Source organism: Xanthomonas sp. 3058, assembly GCF_014199765.1.
GTDB classification, from domain to species: domain Bacteria; phylum Pseudomonadota; class Gammaproteobacteria; order Xanthomonadales; family Xanthomonadaceae; genus Xanthomonas; species Xanthomonas campestris_B.
The window spans coordinates 25,076-44,880 of the sequence record NZ_JACHOF010000007.1 but is presented as its reverse complement, the minus strand read 5'-3'; the positions used below and the strand labels follow the sequence as shown (position 1 = coordinate 44,880).

Below are 19,805 nucleotides of genomic sequence, written 5' to 3'. Positions count from 1 at the left end.
GTCCTGTGGGGGCGTTCCAGGGCGGTCCCCGCAAACAGCGTATGTCACCGGATGCCGTGGGTTACCGGCAGGTGCGGAATTTTAGGATGCGAGGAAAACTGCGGTGATAGATTGCCGCAGTCTGTCTGTACCATACCGGCGGGTATCTTCGATAGATGGATACAGGGGGATTTGGAGGGTGGATACGTCCAGGGCGCATACGCATGCAGGCTGCGTTCGCAGCACATGCGTGCAGCGGATCGGGCGACTGTGGCTGTGGGCGTTGCTCTGCTGCGGGCTGTTCGGCGCCTGTCCGGCCGTTGCGCAGGCGCTCGACCACACCACCCACCACACGGTCACGCGCTGGACCATGGACGACGGCCTGCCGCACAACCTGGTGCACACGGTGGCGCAGGCAGAGGATGGGCAGCTCTGGCTGGGCACCTGGGAAGGCGCAGCGCGCTTCAATGGCCGCGACTTCACGGTCTACGACAGGCAGAACACGCCGGGGGTCGAACTCGGAGGCGTGTTCGTGGTGGTGCGCGACAGCGCCGGCGGCATGCTGTTCGGCACTGCCTTCGATGGGGTCTATCACTATCAGGATGGTCGATGGCAGCAATTGGGCGATGCGTCCGCGCGCCATTTGGCCGTCAGTGCGCTGTTGCGAGCTGCGGACGGCGCGCTGTGGGTCGGCACGCCGCAGACGTTGTATTGGATCGAAGCGAACGGCCGCGCGGTCGATGTGGGGCAACGGGCCGGGCTCCCGCGTGCGCGCATCACGGCATTGCTGGCCGACGATAGCGGCGCTCTGTGGATCGGCACCGAGGTAGGGTTGTATCGCCTGCCGCGCGAGGGCGGCGCGGCGGTAGCCTGGGGCAAGGCCCACGGCATGCGCAGCGTGCCGGTGCGGCGGCTTGCCGGCGACCGTCAGGGCGGCTTGCTGGTCGCCAGCGATGATGGCGTGTGGTGGTGGGAGCGTGGCGGCGGCGGCTTGCAGCGATTCCATCGGGGCCAGCGCGTGGATGCGTTGCTGTTGGACCGCCGCGGGCATCTGTGGATGAGCATGCCGTCGGGCATGCTGATGGTGCACAGCAGCCGGAATACCCCGGACGAAGAAATCCCGATCTCCGGCGTCTCCAGTCCGGCGCTGCTGGAGGATGCCGAAGGCCTGATCTGGGCTGGCAGCACGCACGGCCTGTTCCGGGTTGCCGAAGGCGCCGCGCATGGCGTCACCCACGAGGACGGGTTGGCGTCGGACTACGTCCGCAGCGTGCTGCAGACCGGCGATGGCACGGTGTGGGTAGGCAGCGCGGTCGGTCTGGACCGATTACGCAACGGCATCACCCGCCGGGTGTCGCTGCTGCCCGACGACCGCGGACGCGTGCGGGAGCAGTCGGTGCTGGCATTGGCCGATGCCGGTGATGGCGGTGTCTGGGCCGGCACCTACAGCCAGGGAGTGGTACGCCTGGATGCGCAAGGCCGCGCGCTGTCGCGCATCGGGGTGGCCGATGGTCTGCCATCGATGACGGTGCGCTCGGTGTTGCCCGATGGCGATGCCCTGTGGATCGGCACGGCGGGCGGGTTGGTGCACTGGCGCAATGGCCAGGCGCGCCGTTACGGCGCCGCCGACGGTGTGCCGGAAGGTTCGGTGCAGGTGCTGTATCGCGATACGTTGGGCGTGGTGTGGATCGGCACCGATCGCGGCATGACCGCGCTAGCGCCCAACGGCAATACGCGTGAGTGGTTGGGGGAGCAGGACTTCCCGGCGCAGAACGTGTTCGATTTCCTGCGCGATGGCGGTGGCGATCTATGGATTGCCAGCGACCGTGGCCTGCTGCGGCTGCATGGCGAGCAGTTCACCGTCTACGACCACCGCGTCGGGCTGCCGCGCGACAAGGTGTTTCGCGTGATCGACGACGGCCGCGGCTACTTGTGGCTGTCGAGCCACCACGGCGTGTTCCGCATCGCGCGCGGCGATTTCGATCAGGTCGATGCCGGCATCCGCGAACAACTGAGTGTGGAAGTGGTGGATCGCAGCGATGGCATGCCTGGCAATCAAGGCAACGGCAGCAGTGCACCGGCCGGCTGGCTGACCCACGCCGGGCAGCTGTTGTTCCCCACTTCTGCCGGCCTGGGCGTGATCGATCCGGCGCGGGTGGGCACCCTGGAAGGCCATCGTGTGCCGATCGTGTTCGAGCGGCTGCTGGTCGATGGCATGGCGCAGCCGCTGAGCGGCCTGCATCGGTTCGGCGCGCAGACCCGACGGATCGCCATCAATTTTGCGGGACTGAATTTTCGCGGCCCGGACAAGTTGCGCTATCGCTACCGTCTGGAGGGGTTCGATCCGGAGTGGATCGACAGCGACAATGCCAGCGAAGCGATCTACACCAATCTGCCGCCGGGGCGCTTCCGGTTTCGCGTGCAGGCGATGTCGCTGCCGGTGGACTGGCGACAGGCCGACCTGGTGGGCGAGGCCAGCTTGTTCATCGCGTTGGCGCCGCCGTGGTGGCGTCGCGCCGAAGTGCTCGCGGTGGGCATCGCCTGCCTGAGCGGGCTGATCTACGGCTTTTATTTGTGGCGCACGGCCAGTTATCGTCGTCGTCAACGCCAACTCAATACGGTCATCGACCGTCGTACGCGCGAACTGAGCGACAAGAATCTCGCGTTGCAGCAGGCCAGCCAGGAACGCGAGGCGTTGATGCGACAGCTGGAATATCGCGCCAGCCACGATGTGCTCACCGCATTGCCGAACCGACGCGAGGCAGAGCGGGTGCTGCAGCAATGGTTCGACGAGGCGCACGCCGGTGGCGCCGCGTTGTCGCTGGCGCTGATGGATATCGACCACTTCAAACGCATCAACGACGCGTACGGGCACGAGGTGGGCGATGCGGTGCTGCGTGCGGTGGGTCAGGCCTTGAGCGAACAGGATCAGGTGCATTTCTTCGCGGCGCGTCATGGCGGTGAGGAGTTTCTGCTGGTGGCGACCGGCCTCGATGTGGCGCAGGCCCAGGCGCTGTTCGAGCGCATGCGCCAACGCCTGGCTGCGATCAGCGTGGAAGTGCAGGGCGTGCAGGTGCAGTGCACTGCCAGCATGGGCATGGCGATGAGCGAAGAGGCACCGACGCGGCGCGAATTGCTGGGGTTGGCCGATCGCCGCTTGTATCAGGCAAAGCGGCAGGGGCGGGCGCAGTTGGTGGGCCCGTAGCGCTGATGCAGTGCTGCATGATTCATGCGCATGCCGCCGCTCATCCGCCCGTTGGCGGCGTGAATGCCTCCTCGGCGAGCCTGTCTAGATAGGCGCGCATGCGGCGTTCGATCAGTTCCGGCTCCGTCGGCAGCCTAGGTGCTGGCACGCCGGCGCCCCGCAGATGGACGCGCGGATAGGAAAGCGCCGGCACTGGCCGCTCCAGGAATGCGCACAGTCGTTCCCAGTTCGATTCGGTGTCGGTGTTGAGCACTAGCAGGCGCGGCGCCGGTAGATGCTCGATCACCGCCTGGTTCCAGCGCCGGAAGTAGTCAGTCATGAAGGCGCGCTCGCCGAGGTGCGCGCGCAGATCGCGGCGCAGGAACTGACTCAGGCGCTGGCCTTGGGTGCCAAATAGCGACGGCACGCTGTCGCTGTCGGAAAAAATAGTCGCGCTTACCGAATCGAACCACGCGTCAGGATCACGGACGGTCAGGATCACCTTGGCGTGCGGAAAACGCGCGGCCAGTTCCATCCAGAAACAGCAGCCGGGATAGTCGGTGGTCGCCGCATAGCCGGCGAAAAGCCTGTCCCAGTCCGGGCGCCCATCGATCGCCGCCTCCCATTGCGGCAAGTCCTGACGCAGGTTCGCCGCCAATTCCATCGCGTGATAGCACCGGCCCACACCGAGCCGCTCTATCGCCAGCTTCAGCGAAAGAGTGCCCGTACGACCCAGGCCGGCTCCAATCAGCTGGAGACTCACGACGTTCGCGCCCGGCCGTGTGCCAGCCAGTGTGCTGCATCCATGCCTAGCTCCGCGTCTGCGCGTCGGGAGTAGGCGCTATTTAGCTCAGCCGGCAAGGCGGTACGCCAGCGGCCGATTTGGCCCCGGTTGAAAAACGCCTTGCCGCCTTCGCGCCACAACCCGGCACCCTGCGGAACATAACGCGCCGCATGCTGACGCATGTAGTCGAAGCGGCAGTGCGCCACAATCGCGTCCCACCTGTCGGCAGGGACCGGAATGCCGAGAAAAGCGGCGATGCGGCGGATTTGGCCGGGCAGGTCATCGAGCAGATCGGCGTAGTGCAGCAGCAGCACGTTCGCATCCTCGCCTCGTTCCCACCACGAGCGCACGTTTTCCCATAGTGGCCAGAACGGGGCCCCGTCGTACTCCAGCCAGTGCGCCACGTAGGCATCGCGCGGCAGGCTTGGCGGCGGTACCACACGCAACTGCCCGGATGTGCCGCCATCAGCGCGCAGGCGTGCCTGTGCATCCTGGCTCACCGCGCATTGATGGTCGTACAGGCTCAGCGCTATGTCGCGGCCGTCGCGGCCGATGTACAGATACTTGGCGAGCGCGCTGGTGACCAGCGCATCGGCCGGCAGGTGTGTCTTCATGAAGCGCCGGTGGCTCTGCGCCTCCAGCAGTGCGAGCTTGGTCGCCTTGTCCGGATAGACGCCGTCTACCCAAGGGGAGATGGCCGAGACATCAATGTCCGGCTCGCCGGCGAAAATCAGCTGGGCCACGATCTGCTGCAGCCAGGTCGTGCCTGCTTTGGCGTAACTGGCGATCACGATATCGCCCTCGCGCAGTGCCAGGTCGTTCCATACGCTGGAATCGAAAAATCGGTTGGAATATTCCCGGGTTTTCTTGCGAAATTGCTGACTAAGCATCGGGCGACACCGGAGCGGGACACACTGTGGCGGCAGGCGCTGCGCGTATAGGTCGTGGCTGCAGCGCAATGCGCACATCCAGTGGCCGCAACACTAGCGCGGGAAAGGGCGAGGGCCGCGCGTCAGGTGCAAGTTGCAGGTTGCACGTACGCAATACGGTGGCGATGACTACGGTCATCTGGGTCAGCGCCAACATGCTGCCGATGCAACTGCGCGGGCCGCCGCCAAAAGGGAAGTAGCTATACCGCGCCAGCAAGCGGGTGGCGGTGTCGTCGAGCCAGCGTGCGGGCAGGAAAATTTCGGGATCGGGAAAATAGCGCCCGTCGCGATGCACGACCCATGCACTGACGAGCAGTTGGGTGCCGCAGGGGACATCGAAGCCATTCAGCGTGGTGTCGCGTTGCGCAATCCTTGCGGTTATCCAGGCCGGTGGATACAGACGCAAGGCCTCCTTAACGCAGGCCCGCGCCAGCGGCAACCGGTCGAGCAAGTTGGTGCCTGATGCGCCGTTGGCATCGTCCAGCGCGTTGGCTTCCTGCGCAACCTGCTGCGCGATGTGCGGGTGCTGAGCGAGTAGCAACACGGTCCAGGTCAGCGCTGCCGACATCGGCTCCAGTGCCGACATCAGTATCGCTGCCGCTTCGTCGCGGCACCAGTCGCCGTCGCCGTGCGTGGCTTCGGCTAGCAGCAGCGCCAAGGCCGATGCTGCGTGCGGCGGCCGCTGCGCGCTTCGCGCCAGTATCCGGTCCAGCGCCAGGTCAAGATCCGCGCGTGCGCGGCGCAAGCGATGCCGGTTTGCCGATGGCCACCACGCCGGCGCGACGGATGGACGGCGGGTCTGCTGCAAGATGGCATCGACCATAGGCAACATGCGCAGCAGATCCGGTGCGTGCGCTGGATCACCGAGCAGGAAGCCGGCGCCCAATTGCGCGCACAGCCCATTCATTAGTGCGCGCATGTCCTGCGTTGCACTGCACTCGTCCTGCTCGCGCAGCAGTGACCGGGTGGCAGCCAATGCCTGTGCTGCGGCCTCGCGCACCAAGGCCGCAGAAAATGCAGGTTGCAGCGTCCGCCGCTTATGCTGCCAGACTGCGCCCGTGCTGTTCATCACGGAAGCAGGAAATGCAGGGCGCCGCACACCCGGGTCCGGATCGGCCTTGCCGTAAAGCGTACCGTCGTCGCCCAGAACCGTACCGATTGCGGCCGGTGCGGCGAGCAGATAGGTTCGTTTAGCAACCTTGACTACATCGCCATGCTTGCGCGCGCAGTCTTGCAGGAACGCCAAGGGATCGTCGGAAAACTGCCCCCGGTTGCCGAATGCCCAGTGTCCGGTCGGACCGGGGGGGATAGTGCTCTTGCCACCTGAACTCATGCTCGCCTCGTAGATTGCCGGCGACTGAACATGTGCACGTTACCAATTCCGAAGATAAAAGCAGCCGGCAATGCACCAGGGTGCGCGGCCGCGTGAAAGGGGGCGGAGACCTCCGTTCCCGCAACAGTCTGGATGGTCAGTATGTGTAGATATAGCCGAGCTTGCGGCCGCTGATGACCTGAACCCAGCGCGACAGTGCCTCGAAAAAATGCTTCATAAGGATATTCCTCAAGAGTTATGGGAAGAAAGCGGGTGACGGGGAAGTGTTAGTAAGGAATCAAAGGAATCATTGGATGGCTGAAATTTATCATTGGGTTGTGTGCCCTATGAGTCAATCCATATAGCGCAAGGAAGTCGCTATATCCGAAGTATCTTGCGCACCTGCCTCTGTTGCAAACGCCGCAGTGCAGCCATCGCCGCGTGTTATCGTCGTTGGTCTGCAAGCGCGCGCGGTGTGTATGCCTGTCACTCACCAGTACGATCGGATGTCCGTGTTCTACGACAGCTTTCATGATCGTTGGCCGGCGCAGGCGCTGCAGCGATGCGTGCAAACCCTGGCCGAACTGGCTGATGGACGGACATCACTGGAGTTGGGTATCGGCAGCGGGCGCATCGGACTGCCGTTATCGCAGCGCGGCGTGCCGGTCGCTGGTATCGACAATGCACCGGCGATGCTGGAGGCATTGCGTGCAAAACCCGGTAGCGAACAGCTGCAACTGGTTTGCGCCGATTTTGCCGACATGCCCGTAACTGGCCCATTCGGCCTGATCTACGCGGTGGCCTCTTTCGGCTATCTGTTCACCCAGGCCGAGCAGTTGCGCTGCATCGTCAATGCGGCGCGCTGCTTGGCACCCGATGGCAAGCTCGTGATCCAGACTGCAGTGCCCGGCGCCGAAGTGTTCGACAGCGGCGGAAAGGTGAGCCAGGTAATCAACGTACCTGAGACGCAGGGCACGGGCGCCGCAGTGATGCTGGTGTGCTCGCAACCGGACCCGGTGCAGCAGCGCCTCGATCAGCGCGTGGTAGTTCTGGGCGAGGATGGCACGCGCATCTTCACCGAGCGCCGGCGTTATGTCTGGCCATCGGAACTTGATCTGATGGCGCGGATCGCAGGGTTGCGCCTGCAGGTGCGGTGGGGGGACTGGGGGCGCGAACCCTATGCTGCGCATAGCCGAATCCAGATCTCGGTTTACGTTCCGGCGGACGCCTCCACGGCCTGAGTCGTCCGCGCTGCTTCATCGCAAGGCAGCCCAGGAAGGTCAGCTGCGTCATGGGGTCGGATCGGTGTAAGCCCCGCGATCCCGGGATCGATGTGGGTGCTGTTTCTCGTCCATCACGTGTGTTGCGCTAGCAATCGACCATTGCTGCAATTCGATTCGTGGTTTGAAGCAGAGCAGCGTTAGAGCTGCAGCAAATCGGCCTGTGCCTTCAGCAAAGCAACGAAGGCCTGCGCCGCGCGCGACAAGGTGCGCCCGCCGTGAGTCACGCAGCCCAGCTCGCGTGACAGCGTCACATCGGCCAGCGGCAGCGCCACGATCTGATGGTCGATCATGCGCTGCGGCAACACGCTCCAGGCCAGGCCCACCGACACCAGCATCTTGATCGTCTCCAGATAATTCGTGGTCATGCGCAGGCTCGGGGCCAATCCACGCGCGGCGAACAGGCCGGCGACGATGCGATGGGTGAAGGTGCCCGGATCCGGCAGCACCGCCGGATGTGCCACCACATCCTCCAGCGCGACGGTGGTCATCGCTGCCAGCGGATGATCGGGTGCCACCACAAAATGCAGGCGGTCGTGCCAGATCGGTTGCGCACGCAGCGGCGCACGCGTGTCGGGCGCCAAGGTGGTCACCGCCAGTTCCACCTCGCCGCGCAGCACTGCCGCGTACGCCAATTCCGAATCCAGGAACCGGATGTCCAAAGCTGCCTGCGGGTGTTGTGCGGTAAAGCCGCGCAGCAGGGCGGGCAGGCGATGCAGGCCGACATGATGGCTGGTGGCCAGGCTCAGGCGTCCGCCGACGGCTGCACCCAGATGTTCCAGCACACGGCGGGTGTCATCCAGTTCGGCGAGGACGCGTTGCGCGCGCGGCAGCAGGGCCTGGCCGGCTTCGGTCAGCACCACCTGGCGGCCGAGGCGGTCGAACAGGCGGGCGGACAACTGGCCCTCCAGCATGGCGATGCGCTTGCTCACCGCCGGTTGGGTGAGATGCAATGCCTCGCCGGCGGCCGAAAAGCTGCCGCTTTCGGCAATCGCCACGAACGCGCTCAGGCTCGCAAGATCCACTTCTATTCCTAAAATTCATTTGTTGAATAAACAATATGAATTTGCGTAATCCAAGGCAAGCTCCTAGCATCGAGCTCAGCCAGGTGGGCGCTCCCACCAACCGTCAACCGGATCGCCGCAATGACTGCCAAGACGCTGTACGACAAGCTGTGGGACATGCACGAGGTCACGCGCCGCGACGATGGCTCGTCGCTGATCTATATCGATCGCCACATCCTGCACGAAGTGACCTCGCCGCAAGCGTTCGAAGGCCTGCGCCTGGCCGGGCGCAAGCCGTGGCGCATCGACGCCAACATCGCCACACCCGACCACAACGTGCCGACCACGCGCGCCGAGCGTCAGGGTGGGTTGGAGTCGATTTCCGACGAAGTCTCGCGCCTGCAGGTGCAGACGCTGGACGAGAACTGCGACGACTTCGGCATCCTCGAGTTCAAGATGAACGATGCGCGCCAAGGCATCGTGCACGTGGTCGGCCCGGAGCAGGGCGCCACGTTGCCGGGCATGACCGTGGTCTGCGGCGATTCGCACACCTCCACCCATGGCGCGTTCGGCGCGCTGGCGCATGGCATCGGCACCTCCGAGGTCGAGCATGTGCTGGCCACGCAATGCCTGATCGCCAAGAAGATGAAGAACATGCAGGTCCGCGTGGACGGCACGCTGCCGTTCGGCGTGACCGCCAAGGACATCGTGCTGGCGGTGATCGGCAAGATCGGCACCGCCGGCGGCAACGGGCATGCGCTGGAATTCGCCGGCAGCGCGATCCGCGCGTTGTCGATGGAAGGCCGCATGACCATCTGCAACATGTCCATCGAAGCCGGTGCGCGCGTGGGCATGGTGGCGGTGGATGAGAAAACCATTGCCTACGTGCAAGGCCGCCCGTTCGCGCCCAAGGGTGCGGACTGGGACGCTGCCGTGGCGCTGTGGAAGACGTTGGTCTCCGACCCGGGCGCGCACTTCGATACGGTGGTGGAGCTGCGCGCCGAAGACATCAAGCCGCAGGTCAGCTGGGGCACGTCGCCGGAAATGGTGCTGGCGGTGGATCAGCAGGTGCCGGATCCGGCCGCCGAGCAGGACCCGACCAAGCGCGATTCGATCGAGCGCGCGCTCAAGTACATGGGCCTGAAGGCCAATCAGCCGATCACCGACATCCGCCTGGATCGGGTGTTCATCGGCTCATGCACCAACTCGCGGATCGAAGACCTGCGCGCCGCCGCTGCGGTGGCCAAGGGCCGCAAGGTTGCTTCCACCATCAAGCAGGCGCTGGTGGTGCCGGGCTCGGGCCTGGTCAAGGCGCAGGCCGAGGCGGAAGGCCTGGACAAGGTGTTTCTGGATGCCGGTTTCGAATGGCGCGAGCCCGGTTGCTCGATGTGTCTGGCGATGAACCCGGACAAGCTGGGCAGCGGCGAACATTGCGCCTCCACCTCCAACCGCAACTTCGAAGGCCGCCAGGGCGCCGGCGGACGCACCCACCTGGTCAGCCCGGCAATGGCGGCGGCGGCGGCGGTGAGCGGCCACTTCGTCGATGTGCGTGAGCTTGGGGATTTGGGAATGGGGATTCGGGATTCGTAAAAGCCCGTTCTCGCGTATCGCAGCCCTTTCGAATCCCTAATTCCCAATCCCTAATCCCGGCCTTCCTATGAAACCTTTTACCCAACACACCGGCCTGGTCGCCCCGCTGGATCGCGCCAATGTCGATACCGACCAGATCATTCCCAAGCAATTCCTCAAGTCGATCAAGCGCACCGGTTTCGGGCCGAACTTGTTCGACGAATGGCGTTATCTGGATATCGGCGAGCCCGGCCGCGACAACAGCCAGCGCCCGATCAACCCGGAATTCGTGCTCAATTTTCCGCGTTATCAAGGTGCCAGCGTGTTGTTGGCACGCGAGAACTTCGGCTGCGGTTCCTCGCGCGAACACGCGCCGTGGGCACTGGACGAATATGGCTTCCGCGCAGTGATCGCGCCCAGCTTTGCCGATATCTTCTTCAACAACAGTTTCAAGAACGGCTTGCTGCCGATCGTGTTGGCCGAAGCAGAAGTGGACGCCTTGTTCGAGGAGTGCTTTGCCACCGAGGGCTACCAGCTCACCGTGGATCTGGCCGCACAACGCGTGCGCCGTCCCGATGGCGTGGAATACAGCTTCGAGATCGATGCATTCCGCAAGCACTGCCTGCTCAACGGGCTGGACGACATCGGCCTGACCTTGCAGGACGCCGATGCAATCGGTCATTTCGAGCAAGGCCATCGCGCGCGCCAACCGTGGCTGTTCGGCGCGCTGCAGTAATTTCGCCGGCACGTGCCAACGATCCGGTTACGCCAGGGACGTGCTGCGCTGTGTTGATTTCACTGACGAGGATTGCATGAGCAAGCAGATTCTGATTCTTCCTGGTGACGGCATCGGCCCGGAGATCATGGCCGAAGCAGTCAAGGTGTTGACGCGGATCGACGCGCAACATGGCCTGGGCTTCACCCTGGTGTACGACGAACTGGGTGGCGCGGCCTACGACAAATACGGCAGCCCGTTGGCCGACCAAACGCTGGAGCGCGCGCGCGCTGCCGACGCGGTGCTGCTGGGTGCGGTCGGTGGGCCGCAATGGGACACCATCGATCCAGCGCTGCGCCCGGAGCGTGGCCTGCTCAAGATCCGCTCGCAGCTGGGGTTGTTCGCCAACTTGCGCCCGGCGCTGTTGTATCCGCAGTTGGCCGATGCCTCCACGCTCAAGCCGGAGGTGGTGGCCGGGCTGGATCTGCTGATCCTGCGCGAACTCACCGGCGGCATCTATTTCGGCCAGCCGCGCGGCACCCGCACGCTGGACAACGGCGAGCGCCAGGCCTACGACACGTTGCCGTACAGCGAAAGCGAGATCCGCCGCATCGCCAAGGCCGGCTTCGAGATGGCCCGTCTGCGCGGCAAGAAGCTGTGTTCGGTGGACAAGGCCAACGTGTTGGCGTCGAGCCAGCTATGGCGTGCCGTCGTCGAAGAAGTGGCCAAGGACTATCCGGACATCGCGCTGTCGCACATGTACGTGGACAACGCGGCGATGCAGCTGGTGCGCGCACCCAAGCAGTTCGACGTGATCGTGACCGACAACATGTTCGGCGACATTCTGTCCGACCAGGCCTCCATGCTGACCGGTTCCATCGGCATGCTGCCCTCGGCGTCGCTGGATGCCAACAGCAAGGGCATGTACGAGCCGTGTCATGGCTCGGCACCGGACATTGCCGGCAAGGGAATCGCCAATCCGTTGGCGACCATCCTGTCGGTGGGGATGATGTTGCGTTACACCTTCGCGCAGGCCGCCGCTGCCGATGCGATCGAGCACGCTGTCGGCAAGGTACTCGACCAAGGCCTGCGCACCGCCGACATTTGGTCGGAAGGCACGACCAAGGTCGGCACGGTCGCGATGGGTGATGCGGTGGTGGCTGCGCTGTAAAGCCGTTCATTCGCTTGTCTTTTGTACTGGCGAGGGTCAACTAGATGAAGATGCTGGCTGTGGCCATGGCTGTGGCTCAAGAGGCCGGCGCTTATCTGATGCGCAACCGGTCGAACATCGGCAGGGTAGTCGCCAAGGGCGACCAGTTTAATGTCGTGACAGAGGCGGATATCGGCGCGGAAAGGCTGATCCTTGATGGTTTGCACCGAGCATTTCCAAACCACTCGACCATTGCGGAGGAGAGTGGAGTCAAGCTCCATCCCGAAAGCCCATATACCTGGGTCGTCGACCCGCTGGATGGAACCTCCAACTATGCGGCGGGGCTACCCTGGTACGGCGTACTGATCGCGCTGATGCGCGACGCAACGCCAGAGCTCGGAGTCATGTACTTGCCAGAAAGCAGCGAGTTGTTCGTTGCCGAGCGCGGTCGAGGCGCATTTCTTAATGGTCAGCGGATTCGCGTAACTGAAGAGACGGAGCTGAGTAACGTACTGTGGGCGTACGGCATGGACGCGCCTGATGAATTGCACGAGCAACGGGATGGTCGGCTGCTTTTCGACGTTCTTCGGAGCGTGCGAAATTTGAGGACGACCAACAGTCTGGTCGATTCCGCCTTAACGTGCACCGGAAGGCTTGGAGGGATGCTTAACCGCAACACGCGGCTATGGGACATCGCAGCACCGTCCCTGGTTGTCCAGGAATCTGGGGGGCTTTACACCACCATCACGGGTGATCTTCTGTCTTTCGATCTGACCGAGACCGCGCACGACAAGGAGTACGCAGTCCTTGCCGGTGCACCCGCGCTACATCGGCAAGTCGCAAAGCTCGTTCGTAAACATCTCTAGAAGATTTACGGCGCGGTACGCCGGTGCGCTGTCTTGTCTTCCCATGACCCTGTACCTCACCAACTGGAGTAGCCGATTGAGTTTGAAGATCCGTTGTGCGAGCGACGCAATGGCTTCGAGTGGATCACCATCAACCGCCAGGCAAGCTGAACGCATTTCGTCGGCAGGCTTGCGATGAGCTCATAGCCGCGCTGCACCGCGCCGGGTACGACAGGACCATCGGCGTGATCGTTTTGGCAGGTGCGGGAGTGCGCGCCTTCTGTACCGGCAGCGACTATCTGCACGCGTTGGCAAGTACGATGGCCGCGGCATCGTTGGCCTGCTCATGGAAGAGTTTCATTAGGTAATACCGGTCATCGCTTTATCGGGCGATGGCCGTTTTCGTTTGTGGTGCTCATTGATGGCGCGGTGCCGCATCAGTTATCCGGACACGCCGTGGATTTATCCATGAGGACTATGTGGAGGCATCCATGCCGGTACATGGTCCTGCCCCCGGACGTAACACCGCGCTCCCACTATCGCTGCCGCTGATCGGCAAACAATGCTTTCAGGCACACGCCGGGCCCGCCGACTCGGCAGGCGATGTCGCTAGGATCACTTCAATGCTTCGCCTTTACTGTTGCAGCGAAAGCCGCGTTCTGAAGCACCATCAATCAACCAGACGTCGCTTTTCCTTCAGTCTCCAACAATATTCGGAGGCGCTTGTGCGCGTACCGGCGTGGGACCTTCTGCGGCATGGATGCCGCAGAAGAGCCTACAGGGACGTACTCGCGGCGTGTCCCACGCCGGTACGCGTGCAAGCGCCCTCAGTGATCGAGGCGTTTGCGCGAAACCGGCAGACGTCGTGCGTGGGATTGGTCGATGCGGCGCCGCGCTCCCACTCTTCGCGGCTGCTGATCGGCACGCAATGCATTCTTGGAAAACGTTCAAATCACCAACCACCAAAAAGCAAGACGGCCAGCAGATCACTCCGCCGGCCGTCAGGTTTACATCGTTTAGCAGATGGCAGCGCTACGCCACCGCAGCCGTCTTACCAGCAACCACGCCACGCTGGCGCTGACGCAACAAGCGGTTGGCGACATCCAACCACGCCAGCGCGCTGGCTTCGATGATGTCCTTGCTGGTGCCGGTGCCTTCGTATTCCACGCCGTCGTGGCGCACGCTCAGGCTGGCTTCGCCACGTGCGTCCGCACCGATGCCCACGCTGTGCACCTGATAGCTGTCCAATTCCAACTTCACACCGGTGGCCGACGCCAGCGCACCGAATAGCGCATCCACCGGACCATTGCCTTGCGCGGTTTCGGCAACACGATTGCCTTCCGGATCGGACAATTCAACTAGCGCATTGGCGCGGCTGCCGACATCACTGATGGTCATCGAGGCCAGACGATAGCCTTCCTGCACGGTGGCGTCTTGCATCAGCGCCTGCAGATCGGCGTCGGAGACCACGCGCTGCTTCTCGCACAGTGTCTTGAACTGTTCGAAGACCAGCTTGACCTCTTCTTCTTCCAGCAAGTACCCCAACGCACGCAGACGCTGCTCCACTGCCGCGCGGCCGCTGTGGCGGCCCAGCACCATCTGCGAGGATTCCCAGCCCACGTCTTCCGGGCGCATGATTTCGTAGGTGCCGCGATGGCGCAGCATGCCGTGCTGATGGATGCCCGACTCGTGCGCAAACGCATTGCCGCCCACCACCGCCTTGTTGCGCTGCACCGGCATGCCGACCAGGCGCTGCAGCAGCTGCGAGGTGGACACGATACGTGGTGTGTTGATGGCCGAGTCGATGTTGTAGAACGCACCACGGACCTTGAGTGCCATGGTGATTTCTTCCACCGCGCAGTTACCGGCGCGCTCGCCGATGCCGTTGATGGTGCACTCGACCTGACGCGCGCCGCCTTCGATAGCCGCCAGCGAATTGGCAACCGCCAGTCCCAGATCGTTGTGGCAGTGCGCACTGAAGATGACGGTGTCGGCACCTTCCACGCTGGCGATCAGGCGCGAGAACATGCCGCGAATTTCTTCCGGGGTGGTGAAGCCCACCGTGTCCGGCAGGTTGATCGTGGTGGCGCCGGCGGCGATCGCCACGCGGGTGACCTCGGCCAGGAAATCCTCCTCGGTGCGAGTGGCGTCTTCGGCGGAAAATTCGACGTCGTCGATGTAGCCGCGCGCCAGCGTCACATGCCTGTGCACCGATTCCAGCACCTGTTCGCGGCTCATGCGCAACTTGTGCTCGCGGTGCAGCGGGCTGGTGGACAGGAAGACATGCAGGCGCGGATTGGCGGCCGCCTCCAGCGCACGTGCGGAGGTTTCGATATCGGCCTGCAGGCAGCGCGACAGCACTGCCAGCGTGGGGCGACGCAACTCGCGGCCGATCATCGCGATGGCTTCGCGGTCGGAATGCGAGCTGGCCGGGAAGCCGGTCTCGATGATGTCCACACCGAGCTCGTCCAGTGCGCGCGCCATCACCAGCTTCTGCTGGGGCGTCATGCTGCAGCCGGGGGATTGCTCGCCGTCGCGCAGGGTGGTGTCGAAAATTCGGATACGCGGGGTCTGGTTGGATACGGTCGTGTTCACCAGGAAGACTCCTCTACGGCGATGGCGGTGACAGGCGTTGAAGCGACTGCGGATGGGCGGGAAGGTGCGTTGGTTTTTTCGGGAGGTGGCTTGGTGCTGCGTTCGCTACGAAGTCGCTCGGTATTGCGACGGCGCGGCTTGCGTGGCGGCCGCGGCCGTACCTCGGACAACAGGGTGGCCAGGACAGTTGCGTCGATATTACCGCCAGAGACCACCGCACATTTGCGTTTGCCTGAAACGCGGCGACCAGCGGCCAATGCCAGTGCCCCAGCGCCCTCGGCGATGACGTGTTCTTCCAGTGCCAACCGCACCAGGGTTTCGCGTAATTCAGCTTCGCGCACGATCACTACATCGTCGAGCAGGCTCGCGCATAAACGGCGGGTCAGGAAGCCGGGAATCTTGACCTTCACGCCATCGGCCAGCGTCGGCACCGGGGTGATTTCGCGTAGATCGCCGCGCACCGCGCGCGCCATCGAATCGACGCCTTCCACCTGCGCGCCGACGATGCGTACGCCTTGCGACTTCAGTGCCAGTGCCACGCCCGACGCCAGCCCGCCGCCGCCGATCGGCACGATCACCACATCCGGCGCATGCGCGGCCAGTTCGATGCCGACCGTGCCCTGCCCGGCGATCACGTCGGGATCGTCGAAGGCAGACAGAAAGCGGTAACCGTTCTGGTCGGCCAGCTCGCGCGCAAACGCAAATGCCTCGTCGTAGCTGTTGCCATGCTGGCGCACGGTGGCGCCCCAATGTGCGACGCCAGCGATCTTTGTCTGCGGCGCACCGTGCGGCATCACCGTGATGGCCTGCACGCCCAGCCGATACGCCGACCACGCGACGCCTTGCGCATGGTTGCCGGCCGAGGCGCAGATGATCGGGCGCTCGTCGCCGCGTTCCAGGCCGGCCAGCAACGCGTTCAGTGCGCCGCGCACCTTGTAGGAGCCGGTGCGCTGCAGATTTTCCAGCTTCAACCACACCCCGAAGCGCTCGGCGTAATGCAGCGGCGTGGGCGACAGGTACTTGCGCAGGCGTGCCTGCGCAGCCAGCACATCGGCTACGCTGACGGCCACGTCGCTTACGTCGGGCTCCTGCAGTGACGGGCGGCCGGAATCAGGCATTGCGGCACGCGCACGGCCAATCCGGAAGAAGACACCTCCGGACAGCGGTTTGTTGGTCGTGCGAGGTCGGGGCGTTCATGCCGCGGCCTCGACCGAATCCAGTGCAGTGATCGCCACCGATTCGCAGTCGTACACCTTCTGCAACTGCAGGCGCAGCGTTTCCGGCGGACGGGTGCTGTCCACATCCAGTTGCAGATGCCAGCGGCCGGCATCGTCCGGGACCGTGCCGCCCTGGATGGCGCACGGGCGGAAGCCGCGTCGCTCGGTCATGCCGATCACGCGCACCAGTGCGCCTTCGGCCGACTTCAGCACCAGATCAAGCCGGTAACGCATTGGGCGTCTCCTTGACCGCGTGTGCGGGATTGCTGTCCAGCATGGTGCTGTTGGCGTTGTTGGGTGGCACCAGCGGCCACACGTTGGCACGCGCATCGATGGATACATGCAGCAGGCCGGGGCCGGGCTGCGCCAGCAGCTCGGCCAGCGCCGCATCCACATCGCCACGCGCGATGATGCGCTTGGCGGGGATGCCGAAGACCTGCGCCAGCGCGGCAAAGTCCGGGTTGTCGGACAGATCGATTTCGCTGTAACGCTCGGCAAAGAACAGTTCCTGCCACTGCCGCACCATGCCCAGCGAACTGTTGTCCAGCAGCACGATCTTCACCGGCAGCTTGCAGCGCGCAATCGTCACCAGCTCCTGCACGTTCATCATGAAGCTGCCGTCGCCGGAGACCAGCACCACGGTGCGGTCGGGGCAGGCGAACTGCGCGCCCATCGCCGCCGGCAGGCCAAACCCCATCGTGCCGAGCGCGCCGCTGGTGAGGTGATTGCGTGGGTCATTGAAGCGGCAGTGCTGGGCCACCCACATCTGATGCTGACCCACGTCGCAGGCGATGATGGTGTCGGCCGGGGCCACTTCGCTCAGGCGCTTGAGCAGCGCTGGTGCGTAGATATCGGTACCGGGCGCATCGTAACGCGCGCCGAATTTTTCGCGGTTGGCAAAGCAGCGCGTGCGCCATGCCTGGCAGTTGCCGCGCGCCGCGCTCAAGGCTTTCAGACTGATGGTCACATCGCCGGGTACGGCGATGTCGGCCGTGCGCAGCTTGGAAATTTCATAGGCGTCGGCATCCAAATGGATGACGCGCGCAAACGGGGCGAACTCGCTCAATTTGCCGGTGGCACGGTCGTCAAAACGTGCGCCGACCACCACCAGCAGATCGCATTCCTGGATCGCCATATTGGCCGCACGGGTGCCGTGCATGCCCAGCATGCCCAGGTAGTCCGGGTGTGCATGCGGCAACGCACCCAGGCCGCGCAAGGTCAGCGCGGTAGGCACGCCGGTGGCTTCGACGAAGTGTCGAAATGCGTCCACCGCGCCGGCCAAGGCGATGCCGCCGCCGCCGTATACCACCGGGCGCTCGGCACTGGCGATGGCCGCCAGTGCTTCGGCCAATTTCGCGTCCGCCGGTGCCGGTGGCGGCAGCACCGCCGCCGGCACGTGGTCGGGTAGATGCGCCGCATTGGCAATCTGCACGTCCTTGGGCAGGTCGATCAACACCGGCCCGGGGCGTCCCTCGCGCGCGATGCGAAACGCCTCGCGCACGATTTCCGGAAGCTCCTCCACCCGCCGCACCAGAAAGCTGTGTTTGACGATCGGCATGGTCATGCCGAACACGTCCAGCTCCTGGAACGCATCGGTGCCCAGTAACGGCGTGGCGACCTGGCCGGTCAGGCACACCATCGGCACCGAGTCGAGCATCGCGTCGGCGATGCCGGTGACCAGATTGGACGCGCCCGGGCCGGACGTGGCCACGCACACGCCGACCCGGCCGCTGGCGCGGGCGTAGCCGTTGGCGGCGAGCGCGGCGCCCTGTTCGTGACGGACCAGGATGTGCTTGAGCCTGGAATCCACCAGGGCGTCGTAGAACGGCATGATGGTGCCGCCCGGATAACCGAACAGCGTTTCCACGCCCTCGGCTTCCAGGGCCTGCGTCAGCCAGCGCGCGCCGTTGCGGGGCGTGCTGTGTGCGGAGGTGTTCATGCGTTGCGGACCTTCGGTGTTAGCGGTGGGGGTGCGGCGGCATTACGCCGCTTGTTGATTCGCAGGTGCGGTGGCGGCCTGTTGTTCGCCGTTGAGCCACACCATCTTGGCGCGCAGCTTCTTGCCCACTTCCTCGATCGGGTGCTCCAGATCGGCCTGCTTGAACTTGGTGTAGTTCGGCAGGCCGGCGTCGTATTCGGCCACCCAGTTCTTGGTGAAGGTGCCGTTCTGGATATCGGTCAGCACGTCCTTCATGCGCGCCTTGGTGCTGGCGTCGATCACGCGCGGGCCGCTGACATAGTCGCCGTATTGTGCGGTTTCGGACACGAATTCCAGCATGCGCGTGATGCCGCCTTCGTAAAACAGGTCCACGATCAACTTCAATTCGTGCAGTACTTCGTAATACGCGATTTCCGGCTGGTAGCCGGCTTCCACCAGCACTTCGAAACCGGCCTGCACCAGCGACGAGGCGCCGCCGCACAGTACCGCCTGCTCACCGAACAGATCGGTTTCGGTTTCTTCCTTGAAGGTGGTCTTGATGATGTTGGCACGTGCGCCGCCCAGGCCGCCGGCATAGGTCAGCGCGAACTGCTCGGCCTTGCCGCTGGTGTCCTGGTAGACCGCGTAGATGCACGGCACGCCGCGGCCGATTTCGTATTCGCGACGCACCAACGCGCCCGGGCCTTTCGGCGCGACCAGCACCACGTCCAGATCGGCACGCGGCTTGATCATGTCGAAATGCACGTTCAGGCCATGCGCGAACAGCAGGCAGGCGCCCTGTTTCATGTTCGGGGCGATGACCTCTTCGTAGAGCTTCTTCTGCACCATGTCCGGGGTCAGGATTGCGACCAGGTCGGCGCTCTTCGCCGCTTCGCCCGGCGCCACGACGGTGAAGCCGTCGGCCTGCGCCTTGGATTCGGTCGGGCCACCGGGACGCAGGCCGACGGTGACGTCGAAGCCGGAATCGCGCAGGTTCAAGGCATGGGCGCGTCCCTGGCTGCCGTAGCCGATGATCGCGATTTTCGGTTGGATGTCGTTGCTCATGGAGTAGTCCTTGCGGGGTTGGCAGTGGGAAAAAGATCAGCGGGCAGCATCAGCGGCTGGCCGGCCGAGCAATGCGGGGATGGACGATGACACCGGCGATGCAGGCACAGCACCAGCGCAGCGGTCGGCGCGGCTGGGGCAGATGACGGCGATGTCAGTGGTGTGGTTCATGTCATTCGAAACTTTTGGTTGTCCCTGAAAAGCAAAACCCCGCGCCGTTGCCGGTGCGGGGTCTGATCGAAGCCTTGTGTGTCTGTTG

Annotated in this window: 15 protein-coding genes; 6 read left to right on the top strand and 9 right to left on the bottom strand. The window is 64.2% G+C overall.

The window, feature by feature from the left end; translation table 11 throughout:
- Positions 1-229: 229 nt before the first annotated feature.
- Positions 230-3,184, top strand: coding sequence for a ligand-binding sensor domain-containing diguanylate cyclase (locus GGR61_RS11140; protein WP_184621416.1), 2,955 nt, complete (start codon positions 230-232; stop codon positions 3,182-3,184).
- 40 nt (positions 3,185-3,224) lie between these two features.
- Here the strand turns inward: GGR61_RS11140 and GGR61_RS11135 are convergent, their stop codons facing one another.
- The 3 genes from GGR61_RS11135 to GGR61_RS11125 are packed head-to-tail and all read right to left on the bottom strand — an operon-like array spanning position 3,225 to position 6,209.
- A complete protein-coding gene (locus GGR61_RS11135; RefSeq protein ID WP_184621415.1) occupies positions 3,225-3,926 on the bottom strand; it encodes a sulfotransferase in 702 nt (233 codons plus the stop codon).
- On the bottom strand, positions 3,923-4,837 hold the full coding sequence (locus GGR61_RS11130; RefSeq protein WP_184621509.1) for a sulfotransferase domain-containing protein: 915 nt from the start codon (positions 4,835-4,837) through the stop codon (positions 3,923-3,925). The genes GGR61_RS11135 and GGR61_RS11130 overlap by 4 nt, the downstream gene beginning before the upstream one ends.
- Complete coding sequence (locus tag GGR61_RS11125; RefSeq protein ID WP_184621414.1) at positions 4,830-6,209, bottom strand: cytochrome P450; 1,380 nt, start codon at positions 6,207-6,209, stop codon at positions 4,830-4,832. Before GGR61_RS11125 ends, GGR61_RS11130 begins: the two co-directional genes overlap by 8 nt.
- A 485-nt stretch (positions 6,210-6,694) precedes the next feature.
- Between GGR61_RS11125 and GGR61_RS11120 the strand changes: the two genes are divergently transcribed.
- Positions 6,695-7,429: a class I SAM-dependent methyltransferase gene (locus tag GGR61_RS11120; protein WP_184621413.1), complete on the top strand. Its 735-nt coding sequence runs from the start codon at positions 6,695-6,697 to the stop codon at positions 7,427-7,429.
- 179 nt (positions 7,430-7,608) lie between these two features.
- Here the strand turns inward: GGR61_RS11120 and GGR61_RS11115 are convergent, their stop codons facing one another.
- Positions 7,609-8,493, bottom strand: a complete 885-nt coding sequence (locus tag GGR61_RS11115; RefSeq protein ID WP_184621412.1) for a LysR family transcriptional regulator — start codon at positions 8,491-8,493, stop codon at positions 7,609-7,611.
- 120 nt (positions 8,494-8,613) lie between these two features.
- On the opposite strand from GGR61_RS11115, the gene leuC reads away from it, so the two are divergent.
- The 4 genes from leuC (at position 8,614) to GGR61_RS11095 (ending at position 12,772) form a co-directional block, all read left to right on the top strand.
- Positions 8,614-10,062 carry a 3-isopropylmalate dehydratase large subunit gene (gene leuC, locus GGR61_RS11110; RefSeq protein ID WP_184621411.1) on the top strand — a complete coding sequence of 483 codons (1,449 nt, stop codon included), beginning with the start codon at positions 8,614-8,616 and terminating at the stop codon, positions 10,060-10,062.
- Between the two features lie 67 nt (positions 10,063-10,129).
- Entirely contained in the window at positions 10,130-10,777 is a 648-nt protein-coding gene (leuD, locus tag GGR61_RS11105) for a 3-isopropylmalate dehydratase small subunit (protein ID WP_184407639.1), read from the top strand.
- 76 nt (positions 10,778-10,853) lie between these two features.
- Positions 10,854-11,927 (top strand): 3-isopropylmalate dehydrogenase, encoded by a 1,074-nt coding sequence (leuB, locus tag GGR61_RS11100; protein ID WP_184621410.1) that lies wholly within the window; start codon positions 10,854-10,856, stop codon positions 11,925-11,927.
- 44 nt (positions 11,928-11,971) lie between these two features.
- Positions 11,972-12,772 (top strand): inositol monophosphatase, encoded by an 801-nt coding sequence (locus GGR61_RS11095; RefSeq protein ID WP_184621409.1) that lies wholly within the window; start codon positions 11,972-11,974, stop codon positions 12,770-12,772.
- Positions 12,773-13,783: 1,011 nt separating this feature from the next.
- Here the strand turns inward: GGR61_RS11095 and GGR61_RS11085 are convergent.
- From GGR61_RS11085 to ilvC, 5 genes are all read right to left on the bottom strand, one after another.
- Positions 13,784-15,346, bottom strand: coding sequence for a 2-isopropylmalate synthase (locus GGR61_RS11085; RefSeq protein WP_184407636.1), 1,563 nt, complete (start codon positions 15,344-15,346; stop codon positions 13,784-13,786).
- Entirely contained in the window at positions 15,343-16,464 is a 1,122-nt protein-coding gene (locus GGR61_RS11080; protein WP_184621408.1) for a threonine dehydratase, read from the bottom strand. The genes GGR61_RS11085 and GGR61_RS11080 overlap by 4 nt, the downstream gene beginning before the upstream one ends.
- A gap of 75 nt (positions 16,465-16,539) precedes the next feature.
- Positions 16,540-16,797 (bottom strand): ACT domain-containing protein, encoded by a 258-nt coding sequence (locus GGR61_RS11075; protein WP_184407634.1) that lies wholly within the window; start codon positions 16,795-16,797, stop codon positions 16,540-16,542.
- Entirely contained in the window at positions 16,781-18,502 is a 1,722-nt protein-coding gene (gene ilvG, locus GGR61_RS11070) for an acetolactate synthase 2 catalytic subunit (RefSeq protein WP_184621407.1), read from the bottom strand. The genes GGR61_RS11075 and ilvG overlap by 17 nt, the downstream gene beginning before the upstream one ends.
- Before the next feature lie 42 nt (positions 18,503-18,544).
- Positions 18,545-19,546 carry a ketol-acid reductoisomerase gene (gene ilvC, locus GGR61_RS11065; RefSeq protein ID WP_184621406.1) on the bottom strand — a complete coding sequence of 334 codons (1,002 nt, stop codon included), beginning with the start codon at positions 19,544-19,546 and terminating at the stop codon, positions 18,545-18,547.
- Between the last annotated feature and the right edge of the window lie 259 nt (positions 19,547-19,805).